Origin of the sequence: Sphingomonas sp. (assembly GCF_019635455.1) — a bacterium.
Lineage (GTDB): Bacteria > Pseudomonadota > Alphaproteobacteria > Sphingomonadales > Sphingomonadaceae > Sphingomonas.
Genome location: NZ_JAHBZJ010000001.1, coordinates 114,935 through 130,882, shown reverse-complemented (window position 1 = coordinate 130,882; position 15,948 = coordinate 114,935). Strand labels below are relative to the sequence as shown.

At 67.0% G+C, this 15,948-nt stretch carries 19 protein-coding genes and 1 tRNA gene; 1 reads left to right on the top strand and 19 read right to left on the bottom strand.

Features of this window, described 5'->3' with window-relative positions; translation table 11 throughout:
* Positions 1 to 29: 29 nt before the first annotated feature.
* From rplJ to rplK, 7 genes are all read right to left on the bottom strand, one after another.
* Complete coding sequence (gene rplJ / locus KF783_RS00685; RefSeq protein ID WP_294075965.1) at positions 30 to 545, bottom strand: 50S ribosomal protein L10; 516 nt, start codon at positions 543 to 545, stop codon at positions 30 to 32.
* A 303-nt stretch (positions 546 to 848) separates the two neighbouring features.
* Positions 849 to 1,163: a hypothetical protein gene (locus KF783_RS00680; RefSeq protein WP_294075964.1), complete on the bottom strand. Its 315-nt coding sequence runs from the start codon at positions 1,161 to 1,163 to the stop codon at positions 849 to 851.
* Between the two features lie 21 nt (positions 1,164 to 1,184).
* On the bottom strand, positions 1,185 to 2,681 hold the full coding sequence (locus KF783_RS00675) for a L,D-transpeptidase family protein (RefSeq protein WP_294075963.1): 1,497 nt from the start codon (positions 2,679 to 2,681) through the stop codon (positions 1,185 to 1,187).
* A 75-nt stretch (positions 2,682 to 2,756) separates the two neighbouring features.
* Positions 2,757 to 3,218 carry a YaiI/YqxD family protein gene (locus KF783_RS00670; RefSeq protein ID WP_294075962.1) on the bottom strand — a complete coding sequence of 154 codons (462 nt, stop codon included), beginning with the start codon at positions 3,216 to 3,218 and terminating at the stop codon, positions 2,757 to 2,759.
* A gap of 94 nt (positions 3,219 to 3,312) precedes the next feature.
* A complete protein-coding gene (locus KF783_RS00665; RefSeq protein WP_294075961.1) occupies positions 3,313 to 5,019 on the bottom strand; it encodes a DEAD/DEAH box helicase in 1,707 nt (568 codons plus the stop codon).
* A 190-nt stretch (positions 5,020 to 5,209) separates the two neighbouring features.
* Entirely contained in the window at positions 5,210 to 5,908 is a 699-nt protein-coding gene (gene rplA / locus KF783_RS00660) for a 50S ribosomal protein L1 (protein ID WP_294075960.1), read from the bottom strand.
* A 4-nt stretch (positions 5,909 to 5,912) separates the two neighbouring features.
* Positions 5,913 to 6,344: a 50S ribosomal protein L11 gene (rplK, locus tag KF783_RS00655; RefSeq protein WP_294075959.1), complete on the bottom strand. Its 432-nt coding sequence runs from the start codon at positions 6,342 to 6,344 to the stop codon at positions 5,913 to 5,915.
* A 292-nt stretch (positions 6,345 to 6,636) separates the two neighbouring features.
* Between rplK and KF783_RS00650 the strand changes: the two genes are divergently transcribed.
* On the top strand, positions 6,637 to 8,043 hold the full coding sequence (locus KF783_RS00650; protein WP_294075958.1) for a mechanosensitive ion channel family protein: 1,407 nt from the start codon (positions 6,637 to 6,639) through the stop codon (positions 8,041 to 8,043).
* 67 nt (positions 8,044 to 8,110) lie between these two features.
* Here KF783_RS00650 and KF783_RS00645 read toward each other — a convergent pair whose 3' ends face one another.
* From KF783_RS00645 to KF783_RS00590, 12 genes are all read right to left on the bottom strand, one after another.
* On the bottom strand, positions 8,111 to 8,674 hold the full coding sequence (locus KF783_RS00645; protein WP_294075957.1) for a hypothetical protein: 564 nt from the start codon (positions 8,672 to 8,674) through the stop codon (positions 8,111 to 8,113).
* A gap of 94 nt (positions 8,675 to 8,768) precedes the next feature.
* Positions 8,769 to 9,410 (bottom strand): hypothetical protein, encoded by a 642-nt coding sequence (locus KF783_RS00640; RefSeq protein WP_294075956.1) that lies wholly within the window; start codon positions 9,408 to 9,410, stop codon positions 8,769 to 8,771.
* Positions 9,407 to 9,709, bottom strand: a complete 303-nt coding sequence (locus KF783_RS00635; protein WP_366511676.1) for a PadR family transcriptional regulator — start codon at positions 9,707 to 9,709, stop codon at positions 9,407 to 9,409. The genes KF783_RS00640 and KF783_RS00635 overlap by 4 nt, the downstream gene beginning before the upstream one ends.
* Before the next feature lie 137 nt (positions 9,710 to 9,846).
* Complete coding sequence (nusG, locus tag KF783_RS00630; RefSeq protein ID WP_294075955.1) at positions 9,847 to 10,383, bottom strand: transcription termination/antitermination protein NusG; 537 nt, start codon at positions 10,381 to 10,383, stop codon at positions 9,847 to 9,849.
* A gap of 24 nt (positions 10,384 to 10,407) precedes the next feature.
* Entirely contained in the window at positions 10,408 to 10,605 is a 198-nt protein-coding gene (gene secE / locus KF783_RS00625; protein ID WP_294075954.1) for a preprotein translocase subunit SecE, read from the bottom strand.
* A gap of 217 nt (positions 10,606 to 10,822) precedes the next feature.
* A complete protein-coding gene (locus tag KF783_RS00620) occupies positions 10,823 to 11,071 on the bottom strand; it encodes a hypothetical protein (RefSeq protein WP_294075953.1) in 249 nt (82 codons plus the stop codon).
* Between the two features lie 293 nt (positions 11,072 to 11,364).
* Complete coding sequence (locus tag KF783_RS00615) at positions 11,365 to 11,610, bottom strand: hypothetical protein (RefSeq protein ID WP_294075952.1); 246 nt, start codon at positions 11,608 to 11,610, stop codon at positions 11,365 to 11,367.
* A gap of 212 nt (positions 11,611 to 11,822) precedes the next feature.
* On the bottom strand, positions 11,823 to 12,410 hold the full coding sequence (locus KF783_RS00610; RefSeq protein WP_294075951.1) for a GNAT family N-acetyltransferase: 588 nt from the start codon (positions 12,408 to 12,410) through the stop codon (positions 11,823 to 11,825).
* A gap of 7 nt (positions 12,411 to 12,417) precedes the next feature.
* Entirely contained in the window at positions 12,418 to 12,828 is a 411-nt protein-coding gene (locus KF783_RS00605; protein WP_294075950.1) for a ketosteroid isomerase-related protein, read from the bottom strand.
* Positions 12,825 to 13,403, bottom strand: coding sequence for a YqaA family protein (locus tag KF783_RS00600; protein ID WP_294075949.1), 579 nt, complete (start codon positions 13,401 to 13,403; stop codon positions 12,825 to 12,827). Before KF783_RS00600 ends, KF783_RS00605 begins: the two co-directional genes overlap by 4 nt.
* A 30-nt stretch (positions 13,404 to 13,433) precedes the next feature.
* A tRNA-Trp gene (locus KF783_RS00595) sits at positions 13,434 to 13,510 on the bottom strand.
* A gap of 72 nt (positions 13,511 to 13,582) precedes the next feature.
* Entirely contained in the window at positions 13,583 to 15,946 is a 2,364-nt protein-coding gene (locus KF783_RS00590; RefSeq protein WP_294075948.1) for an EAL domain-containing protein, read from the bottom strand.
* Positions 15,947 to 15,948: the final 2 nt, after the last annotated feature.

Below are 15,948 nucleotides of genomic sequence, written 5' to 3'. Positions count from 1 at the left end.
ATTGGTTCGAAAAAAGTCGGTCGAAAGCCTTATGCGGCTTCCTTGGCGCCATAGGCGCCGAACACGCGCGCAAGCTGCGCCGCCGGGGCCTGGGTGACGGTCGCCAGCTTCGTCGCCGGGGCGACGATAAGGCCAACGATCTTGCCACGCAGTTCGTCGAGCGACGGAAGCGATGCGAGCGCCTTCACGCCTTCCGCGTCGAGCAGCTGCGATCCCATCGCGCCGCCAACGATCTCGATCTTGTCGTTGGTCTTCGCGAAATCGACGACCGCCTTCGCCGCAGCGACGGGGTCGATCGAGGTGGAAAGCGCCGTCGGACCCGTCAGCAGGTCCGCGAGCACCGAATAATCGGTGCCGTCGATCGCGATCTTGGCAAGGCGGTTCTTCGCGACCTTGTAGCTCGCACCGGCGTCGCGCATCTTGTTGCGGAGGTCCGTCGATTGCTTGACGGTCATCCCGAGGTTGCGGGTGATCACCACCACGCCCACCTCGCCAAAGGTGCGGTTCAGCTCGGCAACGGCTTCGGTCTTCTGAGCACGATCCATGCCGGTCTCCTCAAAATACCCCAGCCCGAAAGGGACTGGAGCCGGTTACGCCGGAGGTCGGGCGGATGCCCGGCCCCCTCGTCCGAGGGGCATGATCGTCAGGGCCGGAATGCTCCGGCGGGCTGACCCGGTCGCTCCATCGCACGGAAGCCGGCCGGTAAAATCTCTGTCCCCGTCTTGGCGGGAAATTAAGCCACGGCGAACCCGCGGCACCCACTGTCTCGGACGGTACGCCCGCCAGTCACCCGGCAGAGCGAAGGCGCGCCAATAGCGGCTGGCGCGCCCAAGTCAAGTCCGGCGGGGTCAGTTCGCCGGAACGGTGGTGTTCCCCGCCGGCTGGTCGCGGGGCAGGCGCGCGGTCATGCCCACCGCTTCCGCATCGTCCTGAACCTGCTGCTCGGGCTGGCGCAGGTCGGCGACCGGGGTCGCGGCTGCCGTCGGCGTCGGGGTGGCGCTCGGCGTCGGTTCCGGCTCGACGATATTCTCGCTCGGCGTCTCGTCGATGACGGTGACATTGTCCATTTCGTTCACCGCCGGCTCCTCCGGCTTGGACGCGCCCGAGCAGGCGGACAGGGCGAGTGCGGCGGCAATCGTCACGGTGGCGGCGATACGGTTCATCTGAATCTCCCTGTTCATGCGTCAGCGTGCGGCGACCGCCTGGGCGGCCGAGCGGTTCTCGATCTTGGTCGCGAGCGTCTTGTCCCAGCCATAGGGATCGTCGCGGAAGTTCATCGCGCCGCTGCTGCTGCCATAGGCGGTCCAGTAGAGCAGATAGACGGCGACGTCGCTCGGCAGGTCGGCGCGCACCGTATCGCCCTTGGCGATCGCGGCGTCGATCGCTTCCGGCGTCCATTGCGCGCTGCCCTCCAGCAACAGGCGCGCCAGATCGCCCGGCCGCTCCAGCCGGATGCAGCCATGGCTGGCCAGCCGGTCATAGCGGCTGAACGTCCCCTTGCTCGGCGTGTCGTGCAGATAGACGGCGAACGGGTTGGCGAAATCGAACTTGTACTTGCCCAGCGCCGAATGCGACGGCTGTTGCTGCAACCGGCGGCCAGGACCGGTGCCGATCACCTTGAACCCGTTGGCCGCCAGATAGGCGGCGCCCTTGGGAAACAGCTCGCGCTGGGCGATGCCGGCCGGCACGTTCCACGGCGGGTTCAGCACCACCGAATGGATCATCGACGACAGCATCGGCGTCTCGCCGCCGCCCGGCCGCCCGGTGACGCCGCGCATCGACATGACCGGCGTGTCGCCTTCGAACACCGCGACCTGCGCGGCGGCGATATTCACCTGGATACGGTCGGTCGGCATCGTCTGCGGCATCCAGCGCCAGCGTTCCATATTGGCCATGATCTGGCGGACCCGCTGCTCGACCGGCACGTTGAGCGCGGCCAGCGTCCCCTTTGACACGACGCCGGTCGGGGCCAGGCCATAGCGCCGCTGCGCCCGCACCACCGCTTCCTTCAGCGCGGCGTCGAAACTGTCGCCGCCGGCGGGGGTGGTGTCGTCCTCCACCGCCAGCCGCTTGCGCAGCGCGGCGACGCGCGCGCCGCTCGATCCGACCGACAGGTCGGGACCGGCGGCCAGCGTGCTCCACCCGCCGGCGGCGGCGATCAGGCGATAGCGAGCCAGGCCCTGGCGCAGCGTTTCATAGCCCGCATAGGGCGGGGTCAGGTTGGCGAACCACTGGGCGATGCGGTTTTCCGCCACCGCCTTGCTGAACCCGGGCAGCGGGTCCCAGGCGGCGGGGCGCAGCGCCCAGTCCTCCTGAAAGTCCGACGGATCGAGCCGCCCGATATGCAGCGCGCGGGCATAGTCCAGCGCGGTCCTGACCAGCGCGGTGTCGTCGGCGGGCAGCTTTTCCGCCTCGACGCTCGAATAGCGAAGCCCCTGCGCGATCCGTCCCTGCGCGATCAGCTGGCGCAGCTGCGCCGCCTGTTCGCTGGTCAGCGTCGGCAATGGCAGTTCGATCGGCGCGATCTGTGGGGCAAAGGTCACCGGCGCGCCCGGCTGTTGCGCGGCGGGCGTGGCTGTGGGGGAAGGGACGGGTGCCGGCGCCTGTTGCGCCAGTGCGCTCGCGGAAAGGGTCAGGCCAAGCAAGGCCGCGACCATCGGCGGCCCGGAACGTGCGAACATCGAAAACAGAACTCCCGTCAGCAGTCGTGGCGATGATAGGCGGCGAACGCGCGAAAGTCACCCGCCCACGCACCGCTATCGCGATCGCGCGAGCCGGACCAGTGCCTCGTCCAGCGCCGACAGGAACCGCGACCGATCCTCCTTGCGGAACGGCGGCGGCCCGCCGATCTGATCGCCGCCCGCGCGCAGGTCGGCCATGATCGCCCGCGTCGCGATCGCCGATCCGATCGATGCGTGCGTGAAGGGCTTGCCGTTGGGGGCGATCACGCTCGCCCCGGCTTTCAGGCAGCGGTCGGCGAGGAGGATGTCGGCGGTCACCACCACGCAGCGGGCGTCGGCCCGCTCCGCGATCCAGTCGTCCGCGGCGTCGAACCGGTCCGATACGATCTCGCGCGCGATCAGCGGATGGTCCGGGATGCGGATATGGCTGTTGGCGACGATGACTACCGGCACCGCCCGCCGCCACGCCACCTTGTACACCTCGTCCTTGACCGGACAGGCATCGGCATCGACCAGGATGCGAACCCCGCTCACCAACCCGCCCCGTCCTTCCGGACGTGTTGCGCGGTCCCTGGCGCAACATGCGCTGGCCAGGCGAGCGGCTCCGGGGCGACGATGTCCGTGATCGGACTCACTTCTTCCCCGGCTTGCCCCGGTGCGGCTTTGCGGGGCGCGCGCGGTGCATCGGCCGGCTGTGGTCGCGCGGCTTGCCGTGGCGCGGCGCATGGTCGCCCCGCGTTCCCGGCGGCGGCGGCCCTTCGGCCGGCTGGATCAGCACATCGTCATCGCCCTCCGCCGACTTGGCGACCGCCTTCATGAACCGGTCGGCCAGCGCGCGCGGCACCTGGAACCGGGTTTCGCCCGCGCCGATGCGGATCGCGCCGATCTCGCTCTTGGTCACATGGCCGCGACGACAGATCAGCGGCAGGATCCAGCGCGGGTCGGCATTCTGTCGCCGGCCGACATTCATCGCGAACCAGACGACATCGTCGAATCCCGGGCGATGAACCGGTCCGCGTTGATCGGTGGGGCCGCGATCGACCAGTTCCTCGGGCGCAGGCAGGGCGGCGCGGTGCGCGCGGACCAGCGCCTGCGCGATCTCCTCGGGCGACATTCGCGTCATCAACTCGGCGGCGAGGGCGCGGTCGTCCTCCTCCACCTCGACCAGCGCGGTGATCCGGTCGATCAGCCGTTCGCGATCCTTCGCCCGAATGTCCTCGACACCCGGAACCGGCAGCCACTCGGCCGCGATCCGCGCCTGTTTCAGCGTCATCTCGACCCGGCGGCGACGCGGATAGGGGACGATCAGCACCGCCGTTCCCTTCTTCCCCGCGCGCCCGGTCCGGCCGGACCGGTGCTGCAACGTCTCGGCATCGCGCGGCAGTTCGACATGGATGACCAGGCTCAGCGTCGGCAGGTCGATCCCGCGCGCCGCGACATCGGTCGCCACGCACACCCGCGCGCGGCGATCGCGCAGCGCCTGAAGCGCGTGGTTGCGCTCGCTCTGGCTATGCTCGCCGGACAGCGCCACCGCCGCAAAGCCCCGCTCGACCAGATTGGCGTGGAGGTGGCGCACATTGTCCCGCGTCGCACAGAACAGGATCGCCGTCTCCGCCTCGTGATAGCGCAACAGGTTGATAACCGCATGTTCGATATCCGCCGGCGCGACGGCGATCGCCTGATAGCTGATATCGCCATGGCCGCGATCCTCACCCACGGTCGAGATACGGTGCGCGTCGCGCTGATAGCGGCGGGCCAGCGCCACGATCGGCTTGGGCATCGTCGCGCTGAACAGCAGCGTGCGGCGATCCTCCGGCGTCGCGTCGAGCAGCGCCTCAAGTTCTTCGCGAAAGCCCATGTCGAGCATCTCGTCGGCTTCGTCCAGCACCACCGCGCGCACGGCGGACAGGTCCAGCGCGCCGCGCTCCAGATGGTCGCGAAGCCGGCCCGGCGTGCCGACCACGATATGCACCCCGTGCGACAGCGCCCGCCGCTCGCGCGACGCATCCATGCCGCCCACACAGGTCGCGATCCGCGCTCCGGCCGCCGCGTAGAGCCAGCCCAGTTCCTTGGCCACCTGCAACGCCAGTTCGCGGGTCGGCGCGATCGCCAGCGCCGTCGGCAGGCCGGGGGCGGGCAGGGCGCCATCTTCCAGCAACTCGTCGGCGATCGCGATACCGAACGCGACGGTCTTGCCCGATCCGGTCTGCGCCGAAACGAGCAGGTCGCGCCCGCGCGCGTCGTCCTCGACCACCGCCGCCTGCACGGGGGTCAACGCCTCATATCCGCGCGCGGTCAGGGCGTCGGACAGGTGATCGGGAATTCCGGGGAAAGGCATGTGCATCCGTCTTTGTTCGGTCCGCTTGCGCGGAGGCTGTTCGTGCCGTTCCCTCGTCCGGTCGCCCGGGGCCGGCATCCCGTGGCGGCCGGGCCGGGGAACGGGCGGGAACCGGCTCGATTAAACGAGTGAGGGGGACCAGGATCGCTCCCGGCCCCCCTCCTTTTTCATGTCATCGCGTGGCGCGCGTTTACGCTGCCGATACGTCCGCGACGTCGATCTTCACGCCCGGACCCATCGAGGACGAGACCGCGGCCTTGCGCAGATACTTGCCCTTGGCGCCCGACGGCTTGGCCTTGACCACCGCATCGACCAGCGCATCGAAATTGGCGCGCAGGTCCTCGGCCGGGAACGACGCCTTGCCGATGCCCGAATGAATGATGCCGGCCTTTTCGACGCGATATTCGACCTGGCCGCCCTTCGCCGCCTTCACGGCTTCGGCGACGTTCATCGTCACGGTACCCAGCTTCGGGTTCGGCATCAGGCCCTTGGGACCCAGCACCTTGCCCAGACGGCCGACCAGACCCATCATGTCCGGGGTCGCGATGCAGCGATCGAACTCGATCTTGCCGCCCTGCACGATCTCCAGCAGGTCTTCGGCGCCGACCACGTCCGCGCCCGCTTCCTTGGCCTCATCGGCCTTGGCGCCCTTGGCGAACACGCCGACGCGCACGGTCTTGCCGGTCCCCTTGGGCAGCGTCACCACGCCGCGGACCATCTGGTCGGCGTGACGCGGATCGACACCCAGGTTCAGCGCGACCTCGATCGTTTCGTCGAACTTGGCGGTGGCGTTCGCCTTTGCCAGCGCGATCGCTTCCTCGACCGAATACAGCTTCTCGCGATCGACGCTGTCGGCCTGCGACTTCTGCTTCTTGCTCAGCTTGGCCATCGGTTCAGCCCTCCACCACTTCGAGGCCCATCGCGCGGGCGGAGCCTTCGATGATGCGGGTCGCCGCGTCGATATCGTTGGCGTTCAGATCCTTCATCTTCGCGGTCGCGATCTCGGCGAGCTGCGAACGCTTGATCTTTCCGGCGGAAACCTTGCCCGGCTCCTTCGAACCCGATTTCAGGTTCGCGGCCTTCTTGATCAGGTAGGTGGCCGGCGGCTGCTTCGTCTCGAACGAGAAGCTGCGGTCGGCATAGACGGTGATGATGGTGGGGAGGGGCGTACCCTTTTCCTGACCGTCGGTGGCGGCGTTGAACGCCTTGCAGAACTCCATGATGTTCACGCCACGCTGGCCCAGCGCCGGACCGATCGGCGGCGAGGGGTTGGCGGCGCCGGCAGGCACCTGGAGCTTGATATAGCCGGTAATTTTCTTGGCCATGTCTCTCACTCTGTCGCTGGACGCGGCGGCAAACGCCCGCGCCCGGTTCAAGTTAAGCGGTTCAAACGCCCCCGATCGATACCGGAGGCTCCCGCGGCGGATCCAATGCTGTCGCGCTGGAAGGGCGGCCCCCTAGCGCGAAGCGGCCCGAATTGCAACGCGGGAAATGGGCGCGGACGAATGCCTCCATGGGCCGAATTCGCCGATAACCGCTGCCGCGTGCTGCCCTGCCTTCGGCCATGTCGGGCCTGCCGCTGGGTTCCGCGCGCAAATCATGGCATAGGTCGTCCGGATGTTCGAAGGCGTTCGGATCGATCGGGCCGCGCTGACGGGGCTGTGGGCCGCGTGCGTTGCGATGCTTCTCGCGCTCGCGGGACCGGCATCGGCGCAGGACCTGTCGGCGCTGACCGGCGCGACGGCGACCCCGGCGGCCGAAGCGAAGGCCGAGCCTGCGATCGCCGCCCGCGCCGAGGCGTCGTCGGATTCGGATATCCGCACCCGCATCCGCAGCATCTTTGCCGAGATCGAGGCGCTGCGTACCGTCACCGTGCGCGTGTCGGCTGGCGTCGTCACCCTCGGCGGCACCGTCCCCACGGCGGCGGATGTCGATCGTGCGGAAGCGATCGCCGCCCGCGTCGCCGGCGTCGTCACGGTCCAGAACGGGATCGAGCGCGACCTGAAGGTCGATACCAACCTGACCCCCGCGCTCAGCCAGTTTCGCGACGATGTGCGCGGGATCGTGCGCGCATTGCCGCTTGCCGGGGTCGCGCTTGCCATCGCGCTGGTGATCGGGGTGCTGGGCCACCTGCTCGCCGCGTGGGGGGCGCTGTGGCGGCGGATCAGCCGTAACCCATTCCTTGCAGAGCTGATCGCGACGCTGGTGCGCTTCGTCTTCATCGTCACCGGCATGATCGTCGGGCTTCAGCTGCTCGGTGCGACGGCGCTGCTCGGCGCGGTGCTGGGCGGGGCGGGAGTGATCGGCATCGCGATCGGATTCGCGGTCCGCGACACGGTGGACAATTACGTGTCCAGCCTGATGCTCAGCCTGCGTCAGCCGTTCCGCGCCAACGATCATGTCGTGATCGAGGGGAGTGAAGGCCGCGTCGTTCGCCTCACCAGCCGGGCGACGATCCTGATGACGCTCGACGGCAATCACCTGCGCATTCCCAACTCGACCGTCTTCAAATCGGTGATCCTGAACTACACGCGCAATCCCGAACGCCGGTTCGAATTCGATCTGGGCGTCGATGCCGATGACGATCCGGTCGCGGCGATGGGGGTGGGGCTTGCGGCGATCCGGGCGCTGGCTTTCGTCCTCGACACGCCCAGGGCGAGCGCGATCATCCGGGATGTCGGCGATTCGAACATCGTGCTGCGCTTCTACGGCTGGGTGAATCAGGGCGAGACCGATTTCTACAAGGGCCGCAGCCTGGCGCTCGACGCCGCCAAACGCGCGCTCGAACAGGCGGGGTTCGCACTGCCCGAGCCGATCTACCGCCTCCGTTTCGATCAGGGCGCGCCGCTCCCGCTGGAGGGCGTCGGCGGCCCCGGGCCGGCCCGCGACACGCGCCCGCCCAGCCCTCCTCCCGCCGCCGACGAGGACGCCGCGCCCGACGCCCATATCCAGAAGCTGGTCGAGGAAGAGCGCGCCGAACCCCACAAGGACGACTTGCTGGACAATGCCCGCCCGATCGAGTGAGCGCGGACAGATGTTCGTGCGCCAGGGGCATTCGAGCGGGAACGGGACGCCCCCCCGAGCGGCCGCGTCAGCTCGATCGCACGCGCCGGAAATGAAAGACGCGGACGAATGGCGCGCCGTTCTGGTCCACGGAGGCTGCCGATTCGGTCATTTCCTCACCATTGGCGGAAATCGAATAGGTGCGTACCGACCCCAGATGCCCGTCCTTCGCGATACTCATGACGAGAACGTCCGAAGCCGGCGATAGCAGCGCCGCGCTGTCACCATCGACATTGTCGCCCTGACTCTGGGCGGGCTGGCCGTCGCGGCGATACCGGATCGAAACCTTCCTGACGGACGCGTCAGGCGCCACGATCTCGATCGTCGTCCGCCACTGGCCCTCGCCGATGTCGCGAAAGCTGTAGGTCACTTTCCTGGGGGGCGGGCCGTAATTGCCCGGCATCCGCGTCAGATCGAGCTCCCATTCGCCCAGGAACGGCGATTGCGCGGGCGATGTCTGTGCGGGCGACGTCGCGGTTTCTGCGATCCCGCGCGCGTCGGCGGGCGTGCGAGCGTGCGCGGTGGTGGCGATTGCCGCCGCACAGGTGATCAGGGCAAAGGATGTCCGGATCGACAGGTGGATGCTGACCATTGCGTTTCTCCTCTTTCACTGGGCGTAAGAAGCGGTTCGAATGTCTTCGGGACACAATTCGGGCGTCATCCACCCGCAGGCTTGTCGGGGTCGATTATCGGTCGGCCGGAATGACGCCCGGAGACATCTGGGCATGGCGTTTCGCGACCAGCGCCACCGTTGCCAGTTCGATCGCCAGCAACGCCGCCTGAAAAAGCGCGCGCGAGCAATCGAGGAACAGGACGCTCATGAAAAGCATCAGCGTCAGGGTGGCCGCGCCCATCCACGTGCCGATTCGGGCCACCCGTTGCCAGTCACGTTCGAGCATGACCCAGGCAATCCGGAAATGCCCTGCGGCAAGCAGAAGCTGAAGAAACAGGATGGACGGCGTGGCGGCCTGATACACGCCGCGCAAAAGCGGCTCGTGCGCCCGCCCTTCCAGCATCGCGCCGCGCAGTCCCGACTGGCCGGGATACAGGTACGGAAAGTCGAAAAGCGCGCATCCCAGCTGGATCGCCGCCATGGGAAGCATCACGCCGAGCACCAGTGCATAGCCGGTCAGGGTGAACCGGCCGGTTTCGCGCATGGCCATGTCCTGCCATGCCGCCGCCAGACAGCCGAGCGCGAAACGCAGCGGCTTTCCTTCTGCAATCGCCTCTTCGAATTCCCCCCGCATTGCCAGCGACCATGGTTGCCGATTTTCATCCATGCAGCATGTCGCCACCGCCATGATCGCGCGGGAGAGCATCCGTTTCATGCCAGCGATTCCTTCGATGGGGGCAGGGAGGGGGTGCCGGGCATCTCCAGTGCCAGCGCCAGTCCGGCGGCCGTGAGGCGATATGCGTGTCGCGGAGGGCGACCGGGCTGCGCGGGCGCGTGCCACTCGGCCTCGACCAATCCCTGGTCGGTCATGCGCATCAACAGCGGGTAGATGGTTCCGGACATCAGGCCGGTCTGCTTCATCAGGTCATAGCCATATTGCCAGTCGGTTCGCCGCTTCAGCAGCGCGTCGAGAAGCTGGCGCATCTTTTTCGAGGGTTTGCGGACACCGGTCATCTCAGAAAATCTACATATATAGATTTTGGAGTCAATGGTGGATTTTCGAGCGCATCGACGCGCCATATCCGAACGAAAAAGGCCGGAGCGTCGCCGCCCCGGCCTGTTTTATGTCGTAACCCGATCGGGTCAGTCGATCATTTCGACCGCTCGACCTGATCGAAGTCCAGTTCGACGGGGGTCGCGCGCCCAAAGATGGACACCGAAACCTTCACCTTCGACTTGTCGAAGTCCAGTTCCTCGACCACGCCGTTGAAGCTCGCGAACGGGCCTTCCAGAACCTTGACCGCATCGCCGATCTCGTAATCGACCTTGATCTGCTGCTTGGGCGCGGCGGCCGCCTCTTCCTTGGTGTTCAGGATGCGTGCGGCCTCGGCCTCGCTGATCGGCTGCGGCTTGCCCGATGAGCCCAGGAATCCCGTCACCTTCGGCGTGTTCTTCACCAGGTGATAGACGTCGTCGTTCATGTTCAGCTTGGCGAGGACATAGCCGGGAAAGAATTTCCGCTCGCTCTGCACCTTCTTGCCACGGCGCACTTCGGTCACCGTCTCGGTCGGAACCTCGACCGATTCGACCAGCGCGTCGAGGCCCAGCCGCGTCGCATCGGCCAGGATCTGCTCCCGCACCTTGTTCTCAAAGCCCGAATAGGCGTGAATGATGTACCAGCGCGCCATTGTCTGTTTTCCCGTATCCGGCGGTTAGCTTGCGAGGCTGAGCAGGAAGCGGACGATCGCGTCGAACGCGTGATCCACCCCAAAGAAGAACACGCCCAGCAGCGACGCCATGATGAACACCATGACGGCGGTCATGATCGTCTCGCGGCGGGTCGGCCACACGACCTTCTTGGTCTCGGCCTGTACCTGGCGCATGAATTCGAGCGGACTGGTCTTGGCCACCTGATGCCTCGCAAAATTGTTGCCCGTTCGCGGGACAGGTTCCGCCGCCCGGTCCCTCGTTCAAGAGACCCGGCGAAGACCCATCACGCTGTCGGATTGGGGCCGGTATCTAGCGACTCGCATGGCGGGGGGCAAGGGGGTCGCGCACGCGCGCAGCAGGGACGAAAAAGGGCGCTTCCCGGTGAGGAAGCGCCCTGATCGTTCCGATCGCGACCGGTTACGGGCTGTCGGAGCTGTCGATGATCTCGACCAGGCCCCAGATCGCCAGACCCGCCACGATCGCGCCGAGCGCATAGGCGCCGGCTCCGGCCACGGCATCGCTGCCCTCGCCCCCGCTGGTGGCGGCGCGGGTGCTGACCACCGGGCTGTTTGCCAGGCTGAGCGACTGCGCCGACGATGCCTGGGCCATGGTGGCGCCAAACAGAGACAGCGTCGCGATCAGGGTTGCGAAAATCTTCTTGAGCATGTCGTCCTCCGATGAAGCGAGTGTGTGACGTGGCTCTATCGCCTGCGTCCGCGCGCGGCTTCGGTCAGGACCTGACAATGGGTCGCCATCGAAAGGCTCGCGATCCGGCGCGTACACCATATCAATGGCCGCGCGCGGGCATGGTTCCGAAGATATCGGGGATCGGGTCGTGGGGAGACATGTATGCGATGGACCGTGGGGTCGGCCTCGTGCCGCACACTGGATGGGCGTCGCACAAAAAAGAAATGGCGGCCAAAGCCGCCATTTCCCCATCATCGCGATGTTTCGAAAGCCTAGGGGCTGTCGGAGAAGATGTCGATCACGCCGGTGATCTCGAGGATCGCCAACGTGCCGATGATGCCGCCGATGATGATCAGCGGGCTCATCGAGCCAATGGCGTCTTCATCCTTGGTCGAGGTCGTCGAAACGCGGGCGTTCGACAGGCTCAGCGACTGGGCCGAGCTCGCCTGCGCAACACCGGCGGTGCTGGCAAGCAGCAGCGCGGCGGAAGCCGCAGCCGCAATCTTTTTCATGCTCATCACGTCTTCCTTCAATAAATCCGGGCAAAGCCGGCGTCACGCCAGAGCTGTTGGCCAAAGCGTGCATCACGTCCATTGATGACCTTGCGAAGACAAGCAACAGATATTTTCGCACTTGCGGTAAGTTTCCGCGAAGGCGTGGGAAATTTGCGACAGTTTCGGTGGCGGTCCGATCGAGATGAGGCCGCGACGCGATCCGCGCCAGGAAATGCTCAGAACGGTCGTCGCCAGAATTGCAGCCGATGATCCGATTCGTCTCGCTCGCCCACCTCCCGCCACCGCATCCGGCAGGCCAGCCCCGGCACCGGCGCATAGCCGCGCGCGATCCAGAAGGGGTGGAGGTCGCGCGCACCGGCCGGGCGGCGGGGGTCCTTGTCCTCCCGGATCACCGCGCAGAACATCGCCGCGCGCGCACCCGCGCGTCGGGCCGCGGCCTCGCGCAGGTCGAAGAATCGGTGGCCGACGCCCCGTCCATGCCAGCGCGGCAACAGCACCGATTCGCCGAAATACCAGGTCACATCCGGATCGATGCCGTGCGCCGCCACCGGTTCGCGGATCGCGGCTTCCTGTGCCGCCATCGGCGATGCGGTGGCCATTCCCACAATCTCCCGCCCGGCAACGGCGGCGACGAGCGTCGCGCCGGGGGCGGTGGCGAAGGCGCTAAGGTAGCGCGCCTCATAATCGGTATCGCCATCGTACAGATACGGCCACGCGCGGAACACCGTGATCCGCAATCGCGCCAGGTCGGTCAGCCGCGCCTGCACCTCATCGGCGTCGAGCGCGCGAACCTCGACCGTCATGCGCGCGTCACCCGCCGACCTGGCGTATCCAGTCCGCCAGATTGTAATGCACGGCAACGCGCGCGATCGCCCCGTCACGACTCTCGAAAAACGCGCCGGCGGGCAGCACATAATGTTGTCCCGTCGCCGGCGGCAGGCCGGGGTCGGTCGCCAGATAATCGCCGTGAACGGTAAAGCGCGCGGCGGCATGTGCGCCGTCGGGCGAGGTCATCACGACGATGTCGTCCAGCCGCTCGCGATAGCACCGGTCCATATGCGCCAGGAACGCGGCGAACGCCGCCTTGCCGGTCTGGCACTCGCCCTGATTGATATCGTGCGCCACGTCGTCGGTCAGGCACGCGAGCATGCCGTCGCGGTCGCCGGCGTTGAACGCATCGTAATAGCGTTCGACCAGCGCGCGCGTTTCCGCCGCGCTCATACCAGCGCGACGAGCGCGAACCCGCCGATCAGCGCGGCCAGCACGATCCATCCGATCAGGTTCAGCCGCTCCTCCAGCACCTTCTGCACCGGTTCGCCGAACTTCTTGAGCAGATAGGCGACCAGGAAGAAGCGCGCGCCGCGGGTGATCGCCGCGGTGACGACGAAGATCGCGAAGTTGAATTCCATCACCCCGCTGACGATCGTCACCAGCTTGAACGGGATCGGGGTCAGCCCCTTGATCAGGATCACCGCCGCGCCCCATTTGGCGAACCACGCGCGCGCATCGGCAATCTTGTCGCCCATGCCATAGACGTGGATCAGCCACTGGCCGACGCTCTCGTACAGGAAGTACCCGATCGCATAGCCCAGCATGCCGCCCAGTACCGACGCGAGGGTGCAGATCGCGGCGATCCGATATGCCTGATCGCGCCGGGCGAGGATCATCGGCACCAGCATCACGTCGGGCGGGATCGGGAAAAAGCTCGATTCGGCGAACGAGACCGCGGCCATGTACCGGTCGGCATGGCGGTGTCCGGCGAGCCTGAGCGTCCAGTCATAGAGCGCGCGGAACATGCAGGGAGACCTTTGCCCGGGTCGAAAGGATGGCAGGGGAGCTCGGATTCGAACCGAGGGCCTTCGGTTTTGGAGACCGACGCTCTAACCAGCTGAGCTACACCCCTGTGCGGTGGAGCGCTTTAGCGGCGGTGCGGGGCGGGGGCAAGCATCCGATCGCGGGGTCGCGCAAATCGCGGTCAGGCGGCGACGCTCGTGCTTCCGCGGGAATCGCGAACGGCAAGGCCGCGCGCCTCCAGCACGGGAAGCGGACGCCCGAAATAATAGCCCTGAACCTTGGTGCAGCCCAGCGCCTGAATCATGCGATGCTCGTCCTCGGTCTCCACGCCCTCGGCGGTGGTCGCCATGCCCAGGCTGTCGGCCAGCGCGACGACGGCGCGGATGATCGCGATCGCTTCCTTGCTGCCTTTCGACGCGCCCTGGACGAAGCTGCGATCGACCTTGATCGAGGAAAATCGCGTGCGGCTGAGATAGCCGAGCGAAGAATAGCCGGTGCCGAAATCGTCCAGGCTCAGGCGCACGCCCATGTCGAGAATCGCCTCCAGCGTCTGCACCGCCGCAGTCCCCTCACGCATGAAGACGCTTTCGGTCACCTCCAGTTCGAGCCGGTCGGGCCGCAGCCCCGAATCGCGCAGCGCGGCGGCGACGAATGAGGCGAAGGCGGGATTGTGCAGCTGTTCCGGGCTGACGTTCACCGCAACGCGGATCGGATCGTCCCAGCGTGCCGCCTCGACACAGGCGGCGCGCAGCACCCATTCGCCGATCGGCGCGATCAGCCGCGCATCCTCCGCCAGCGGAACGAACTTGGCCGGCGAAATATTTCCCAGCTCGGGATGCGTCCAGCGCAACAGCGCCTCGAACCCCATCAGCGCGCCGGTCCCGGCCTGGACCACCGGCTGGTAGAGCAGGTGGAATTCGTCATTCTCCAGCGCCGCGCGCAACGCCATTTCCAGCACCCGGCGTTCCTCGGCCTCGACGTGCAGCTGCGGCTCATAGGCGTGATATACGCCGCCGCCGGCATCCTTCGAACGATAGAGCGCCAGATCGGCGGAGCGGATCAGCATTTCCGCCGTGCGGCCGTCGCGCGGCCCGATCGCGAGGCCGACGCTGGCGCCGATATACAGTGTGTGCTGATCGACGTCATAGGGCTGGGACAGCACCTCGATGATCGTGTGGGCGAGCTGCTCGACGCTGGCGGTGTCGCTCGCATCGCTTACCACGACCGCGAATTCGTCGCCGCCAAGCCGCCCGATCATCTCGCGCGCGCTCATCAGCTGCTTCAGTCGTTCCGAAACCCGCATCAACAGGCGATCGCCGACCGGGTGGCCCAGCGTGTCGTTCACCGCCTTGAACCGGTCGAGGTCGATCATCATGAACGCGCAGCGCGATCCCCATTTCTCGGCCTCCGCCATCGCGACGCCCAGCGTCTCGTTGATCAGCAGCCGGTTGGGCAGGCCGGTCAGCGTGTCGTAGCGCGCCATCCGGCTGATCTGGTTGGCCGATTCGCGGGCTTCGGTGACGTCCGATCCGACGCCGCGAAAGCCGATATAGCCGCCCTCCTCGTTGAAGCGCGGCGATCCGGTCATTTCCCACCAGCGTTCGGTGCCGTCGATATAGACCGGCAGCAGCAGGTCGCGGAACGGCTCGCGCTTCTTGAGATGCTCGGCCATCTGGCGCAGACCGTCGGCGAAATTCCCGCTCTCCCACGCGGTGCCGGCCAGAATCTGGAGGAACGGCATGCCGTTGATCGCCTTCGGATCGACGCCCAGCGACACTGCGAAGCGCGGATTGGCGCGGATGACGCGGCGTTGCGCATCGGTTTCCCACAGCCAGTCGGCGGATTTGTCCTCGAATTCGCGCAGCAGCAGGCTGACCGTCTCGTCGCGTTCGCCCAGGGCGATCTCGTTCGCGCGGATCACGACCAGCGCCTTGCCCCGCGCGTAACAGGAGATGATGAGCAGCGTCGTGAAGAATAGCGACGCAGCGGCGAGCGCTGGCGCGGCGATCAGCGCCAGCGACGCGGCACCCGATCCGCCCAGCACCGCAAGGAACCCGATCGTCGCGAGCGGCAGCGCCGCCATCGCGAATGCCGACGCCGCCATCAGGATCGACAGCACGATCCACAGGCCCAGCGCGGTTTCGGCGTCGGCGAGCGGCAGGAACAGGAACGGCGCGATCGACCAGACCGCGCCCAGCGCGATCCCGTCGAGCACCGTATCGCGCACGTCACGCAGCGATGCGATCCGCTCGGTCCGATGGCGCACCGCAAGCCGGCGGAATGCGACGGTGACGCCGACCGCCGCGACCAGCGCGCCCCAGCTCGCCAGCTGCCACAGCGGCACCTTGTGCGCGAAATTGAGGGTGACGAGCGCCGCGCCGACGACGTTCGCGGCAAGCATGAAGAGCGCCATCTGGCTGCCGGCATTCATCTGGGCGGCGCGGATCGGCCCCCAGTCGGTGGTGTCCGCCGGATCGTACAGGCCAAGCAGCGCACGCACATCGATGCGCGGCTTCGCGAATTGGGAAGTCGTCTGGCTCGTCACCC

Bases quoted from the DNA above. Each gene is read 5' to 3' on its own strand.
- rplA (WP_294075960.1), bottom strand. From the start codon at position 5,908: ATGGCCAAGCTGAGCAAGAAGCAGAAGTCGCAGGCCGACAGCGTCGAT.
- KF783_RS00600 (WP_294075949.1), bottom strand. From the start codon at position 13,403: ATGTTCCGCGCGCTCTATGACTGGACGCTCAGGCTCGCCGGACACCGC.
- KF783_RS00635 (WP_366511676.1), bottom strand. From the start codon at position 9,709: ATGACCGGTGTCCGCAAACCCTCGAAAAAGATGCGCCAGCTTCTCGAC.
- rplK (WP_294075959.1), bottom strand. From the start codon at position 6,344: ATGGCCAAGAAAATTACCGGCTATATCAAGCTCCAGGTGCCTGCCGGC.
- KF783_RS00605 (WP_294075950.1), bottom strand. From the start codon at position 12,828: ATGAGCGCGGCGGAAACGCGCGCGCTGGTCGAACGCTATTACGATGCG.
- KF783_RS00615 (WP_294075952.1), bottom strand. From the start codon at position 11,610: ATGAGCATGAAAAAGATTGCGGCTGCGGCTTCCGCCGCGCTGCTGCTT.
- KF783_RS00645 (WP_294075957.1), bottom strand. From the start codon at position 8,674: ATGGTCAGCATCCACCTGTCGATCCGGACATCCTTTGCCCTGATCACC.
- KF783_RS00640 (WP_294075956.1), bottom strand. From the start codon at position 9,410: ATGAAACGGATGCTCTCCCGCGCGATCATGGCGGTGGCGACATGCTGC.
- KF783_RS00610 (WP_294075951.1), bottom strand. From the start codon at position 12,410: ATGACGGTCGAGGTTCGCGCGCTCGACGCCGATGAGGTGCAGGCGCGG.
- KF783_RS00620 (WP_294075953.1), bottom strand. From the start codon at position 11,071: ATGCTCAAGAAGATTTTCGCAACCCTGATCGCGACGCTGTCTCTGTTT.
- KF783_RS00680 (WP_294075964.1), bottom strand. From the start codon at position 1,163: ATGAACCGTATCGCCGCCACCGTGACGATTGCCGCCGCACTCGCCCTG.
- KF783_RS00675 (WP_294075963.1), bottom strand. From the start codon at position 2,681: ATGTTCGCACGTTCCGGGCCGCCGATGGTCGCGGCCTTGCTTGGCCTG.
- KF783_RS00665 (WP_294075961.1), bottom strand. From the start codon at position 5,019: ATGCCTTTCCCCGGAATTCCCGATCACCTGTCCGACGCCCTGACCGCG.
- nusG (WP_294075955.1), bottom strand. From the start codon at position 10,383: ATGGCGCGCTGGTACATCATTCACGCCTATTCGGGCTTTGAGAACAAG.
- KF783_RS00650 (WP_294075958.1), top strand. From the start codon at position 6,637: ATGTTCGAAGGCGTTCGGATCGATCGGGCCGCGCTGACGGGGCTGTGG.
- rplJ (WP_294075965.1), bottom strand. From the start codon at position 545: ATGGATCGTGCTCAGAAGACCGAAGCCGTTGCCGAGCTGAACCGCACC.